At 57.3% G+C, this 4,963-nt stretch carries 3 protein-coding genes and 1 pseudogene; 2 read left to right on the forward strand and 2 right to left on the reverse strand.

The annotated features are described in order from the left end of the window. The first annotated feature begins 95 nt into the window (after positions 1 to 95). A pseudogene (locus HT737_RS00675) lies at positions 96 to 1,075 on the forward strand (LysR family transcriptional regulator). A gap of 92 nt (positions 1,076 to 1,167) precedes the next feature. On the opposite strand, the gene HT737_RS00680 reads toward HT737_RS00675, so the two are convergent. Together HT737_RS00680 and HT737_RS00685 are read right to left on the reverse strand one after the other, a co-directional pair. Further along, positions 1,168 to 3,732: a hypothetical protein gene (locus HT737_RS00680; protein WP_182400984.1), complete on the reverse strand. Its 2,565-nt coding sequence runs from the start codon at positions 3,730 to 3,732 to the stop codon at positions 1,168 to 1,170. Positions 3,733 to 3,902: 170 nt separating this feature from the next. After that, positions 3,903 to 4,274, reverse strand: coding sequence for a DUF6124 family protein (locus tag HT737_RS00685; RefSeq protein WP_182400986.1), 372 nt, complete (start codon positions 4,272 to 4,274; stop codon positions 3,903 to 3,905). Between the two features lie 380 nt (positions 4,275 to 4,654). Between HT737_RS00685 and HT737_RS00690 the strand changes: the two genes are divergently transcribed. Beyond that, positions 4,655 to 4,963 (forward strand): GNAT family N-acetyltransferase (locus HT737_RS00690; RefSeq protein ID WP_374011119.1); only part of this gene is annotated, 309 nt, incomplete at its 3' end.

Genomic DNA, 4,963 nt, shown 5'->3' on the forward strand with positions numbered 1-4,963 from the left:
AATTGTTGAATGTGCTGGCGCCTTCGCGAGCAGGCTCGCTCCCACAGTGGATTGTGGTGCACTCAAGACCAACAAAGATCGACAGGGAGTCATCGATGTCATTCACCGAACCCGCAGGACGACAGGGTAGCCCCGACTATCGCTGGGCACAGGGCGAGCACGAGCCGTGGCTCGCGCAAGCCGCGAGCATCGATGCCGAGGTCGCGCAATACTTTCTGGTCAGCGCCCGTTGCGGCTGCTTCATGCAGGCCGCCCGCAGCCTCAACGTGCGCTCGACCCTGCTGCGCAAACAACTGGCGCAGCTCGAACAACAACTGCAATGCGCGCTGTTCAGCTTTCAGGGCAGCGCTTTGAGCCTGACCCGCGAAGGCCAGCAATTGCAGGCGCAACTGATCGCGCTGGCTCACGAACGCAAACTGCCGGTGATCGAGCAACCCCTGATCAGGCTGGCCGTCGCCGAATCGATCCTGCACGACATCCTCGGCCGCGACCTCATCGCACTGCTGCGCCGCAATGCCAGCGTGCGCCTCGAGATCATCGCCCTCGACAGCGAACTGGCTCTGCGCGCCGTCAGCGCCGACATCGTGCTGTGGCTCGCCCATGGTGAAACCCCCGTACCCCGGCCCCGACCTTCGCCACCAGCGAACCGCAACGCCTCGCGCAACTGGAATACCAGCCGCACATTGCCAAACGCTATTCCCGCGTGACCGCACGGCCAGGGAGCCCGGATGATCTTGCCGATTTCATGCTGGTGCAATGGCAGCATGACCGGCAGATCGATAGCTTCCGGCCGTGGAACAATCTCGTCGAACAGCGCTTGGCCGGGGTGGTGCAGATGCAGTCTTACGAGCTGATGCTGGAGATGATCCGGTGCAGCGCTTGCATTGGTTTGTTGCCGATGTACATGAGCCGGTTTGATCGCGGGTTGGTGGCTTTGCCGGGGTTGTTTGAGGAGGCGATGCGGTTGCAGGCGTGGTTGGCGGTGAACAGTGACTCGCAGGGTGTTGAAGAGGTACAGGTGCTCGTGGAGTTGATTCGGCGGACGTTTAGCGAACGTGGGGAGTGGTTTGAATAACGTAAAAAAGACGGATTTATCCAGTTAAATAAATCCGTCCACTTTTTCCTTGTCCCATTTTTCATTTTTTTTGCTGTATTGGATGTTTCGGGTTAATTGGTCTTTAGTTTTATGATTTTTATAGAGGTTATGTCGCCCTGATTGCCATAGGTACCGGCCCATGCAAAGCCGCAAGATACGGATTTATTTACGTCTGCGTTTAAGGTTAGTTCGCTGCTAACTTCGCTCCAGAATGTGCCGAGCGGCGCTATTGTCCAGTCAGTACTATTGAAGATATAGTATAAGTTCGAAGTTTGAAGAGTCCTTCTCGCTGTTATTGTGAGTTGGTATTTTCCTTTGGTTAAGCTGAATGTCTTAGTAATGGCTGAGAGGGAATTGGGATCGGAGACGAATCGTAAGAATCCATCTTGGCCTTCCTTCATTAATGTCTGAGCTCTGGTACGAACCGACCAACCATTTGTACCATTAGTGAAGTCCGTATGGTCGATCACTTCTCCTTCATCCGCACGAATGCTCAACCTCGCACTGGCCGTTGCTCTACCACTGACAGCAGTAATTGAATGATCCCCTTCCACACTCCCCGCCTTAACCCCATTAACCGCTATCTTCCCCTCAACGCCGGTCACGAAGTCCTTGGTTCCCGCCCCTCCGACAAACGTCGTCCCCTGTGGCAAGGTGATGGTGACAGTCTGTCCTGCACTGGGCAGCCCTGCCTGAGTGACAAGCAGTTCAATCCCCGTCACCTGTTCGCCCGTCGTAGCGGTGTAAGGCGCATTGAGAAACGCCACCACGACCTCAGGCTGTGCCTGAACGGTGTAACTGCGAACCGGAAACTTCACCGCCAATCCCGCATTGGCCACCCCGTCATAGTTCAAACTGAACAGGATGGTGAACACACTGCCATCCATGAGCCCTTGCAACCAAGTCAACGGTACAGGCCGGACCAGTCCCGGTCCGGCGCTCAGGGCGTCACCATTCAGGTCGTCGTGGAAGACCGGATTACCCTTGCTGTCCACCCCCTCATAGCGTAACCATCCGCTCTGTCCCGACACTTGATGTGCATACGCCGGCAACTGAAGCACGGAGGACGGAAGCAGTTTTGTAGCGTCCAGGTTAGATGTGTCGTTCCCATCAATCGTCGGCACAGGCAGTCTCGGATCGTGATCCGCAATTCTCTTTACTGAGGCGTCCAGTACTTGCGAGTCGTACAGCTTGCCACTACGTTGCAGTACATAACGTAACTTCAACTGTTTACCCATGTTCGCCGCGAGAAATGCGCTGTCCAAAGGAAAGTTGGCCCGGCTTGCGGAATTCAATGGTTTGAAATCGAATGTCGGTGAGCCAGCCCAAGAGCCAATCATTTTTACGACATCGCCTGAACGGAAACCGAGCACTTCCACCTGGCCGTTTGCACCTTTCAGGTTAGCGGGATCCAACGGGTCCAGAACACCACCCAGCGATTTCTGAAAACGTGGTGGCAGCAGATCCGGTAACCCTTCACCCACCACTCGGGCCATGGCCGCGACCGATTGGCCGATAGATGTGCCATTGCGCAGCACCGCATACATGCTCTTCACTGTGCTGCCGGCGATCACCTTGTTATTGTCTACCCACAGGATCAAGACCTTTTTCTGTCCGAACTCGTCGGCTTCCACGACTCCCTTCAACGGCACCACGACGTCGAGTTTACCTTCAGCGCTTGCCGTATAGGTTCCATCGATGACATCCCCCGCAAGCAGGCGCGGGTCGTTGGTCAGCACAATCACTTGCAGTCGATTGGTACCCAGTAACTCCAGGTCGATGATCTCGGATACATCGCCAGGATCGTTCGGGCGCTCACGATAGATCACCCCCTGCAAGCGTTTGCCGTCCAGGTTCTCGTCGACGGTTTGCGAGGCTGACCACACGGCGTCGGGGTCGGGTGTATTGAGGAGTTGGTCAGTCACGGTGAATGAAAAGTCCAGTTTGCCGCTCGGCCTGATGGCCTTGTCGAGGAATGCGCGATCCACGATAAAACACACGGTGGTCGGTGCCGGCGAGCCGGGGTCAGGTGGTTGCGGTGCGTCGTTGGTGCCCACTTCGAAAGTGACGATCTCCCCATTGCACTTGAGTGTGATCGTGTCGTAGGCCCGGCAATAGGGATAGGTGAAGCACACCTGTGCGCTGACAAACCCTGGCCCGACGCCATTCTTGATCTCGTCAGGCAGCGTCATGCCGAGTTCGGAATGGCCCACGATATCGGGGCGGACGTCTTTCAAGCCAGGCCGGATCATGTTGAAGAGCGCTTCCAGCATCGGCGTGGAAGAGCTGAAGTTCTGGCTGTTGCGAAAAATTTCGTAGTACAGCTCGTTGACTCGGTCGGAGTGCAGTCGCCCCACTGGAATACGCATTTCAATCGGGGCGTCCGGGTTGCCGACAGGCTTGCTGTCCAGTGGCGCCACCTCACCCTTTAGCTTCAGCACGATGGTATCAGTCGGATCGACCGTGCCTGCCAGTGGCGGATCGATTCGAACTCTCGCGCCCAGGCCGTCGGGCACCAGATTGTAAATGGCAAGCGGGACACCGATGCGCGCGCCGATAACTGAATCAGTGGCGCCCTGCACGAAAGGAGGTGCCAGCACCAGATTGGTGTTTTGCAGTGAGGTAGGCGTAGTCATGTCGATGCTCCGGCGAGGTAGGGATGCAGGCGTCATCAAACGCTGGATACGTGAAGGCGTCACCTGTCAGATCTGACAGGTGAGCGCTGTTTCAAGACGAATGGTCGTTGGAGAACGGTTTTCCTACAGACGCGAAAACGGCCCATGCGGGGCTGTTTTGGTTTCATCACTCAGGGCTGAGGTTCAGCCGCCACATCCAGATTATCCAGCACCCGGTTCACCGCCAGTTCCGCCAGCATGATCAGTTGCCCGATGCCCAGCAGCACATGCCGCCGCGGCGTATCGATCATCCCGGCAAAATCGCTGGCCATGGTTTTGGCCGAGGTCAGGTTTTCGCAGGCGTCGGCCAGCAGTTCTTCATTCGGGATGCCGGGGGCGATGAGGTAGCGGGTGATGGGTTTGAGCAGCGGCTTTCTGGGGTGGAACGGATTGAGGTAGTGGTCGAGGGCGCGGTCGGCGGCTTCGTGGAATTTCTTTGAATCGAGGGTTTCGTAGGGCGAGGTCGAGTCGGTTTCGGGTGGGTTTGGTGTTGGTTTGATCATGATTGAATCTCCAGAGTCATGGAGCCGCCACGATTCGCTGCGATACGAAGGGGGGGCAGCTATACGCGGGTCGCAGACCGGGACTCTAGAACCGGCAGACCCGAGGGTCTCCCACGTACAGCCGCCATAAAACTGGAGGATGTTGTGCGTCTAGAGATCGCGGGCTGCGAGACCCGATCGCTGATTCATCAGCGACCCGGAGACGATAGAGCCCACCCTCAAGGCGTACAAGCCGGCGGATTCTGGCGGATGCGTAGGCAATGGCGCAAGGCGTTGTGGCTTACCGGACGTTTCGGTCAACGGCTTTAAACAGTCGTGGCGAGTCCGTGAAGAAGCGGTTTAAAGTGACCGGCCACGCACTGATCCAGGAGGGATCTTTCATGCCTGAGCACAACCCCGCCATCCACCTCGAACGCTTCAGCGAATCGCACGTCGAGGGCGTCACCGCGCTTTACAACGACCCGGCCGTGACCCGGCAGGTGTTGCAGATGCCGTTTCAGTCTGCCGAGATCTGGCGCCAACGACTGATGCCGGAAAATGAGCGGATGGTGAAACTGGTGGCGCTGCATCAAGGTGCGGTGATCGGGCATCTCGGACTGGAGGCTTTTTCGCGGATTCGTCGCAGCCACGCCGGCAGTGTCGGCATGGCCGTTGCGCTGGCGTGGCAGGGCAAGGGCGTCGGTTCGAAG

Origin of the sequence: Pseudomonas sp. MD195_PC81_125, from assembly GCF_014060985.1 — a bacterium.
GTDB classification, from domain to species: Bacteria; Pseudomonadota; Gammaproteobacteria; order Pseudomonadales; family Pseudomonadaceae; genus Aquipseudomonas; species Aquipseudomonas parakoreensis.

Coding starts and splice junctions, on each gene's coding strand:
- HT737_RS00680 (WP_182400984.1), bottom strand. CDS start 3,732: ATGACTACGCCTACCTCACTGCAAAACACCAATCTGGTGCTGGCACCT.
- HT737_RS00685 (WP_182400986.1), bottom strand. CDS start 4,274: ATGATCAAACCAACACCAAACCCACCCGAAACCGACTCGACCTCGCCC.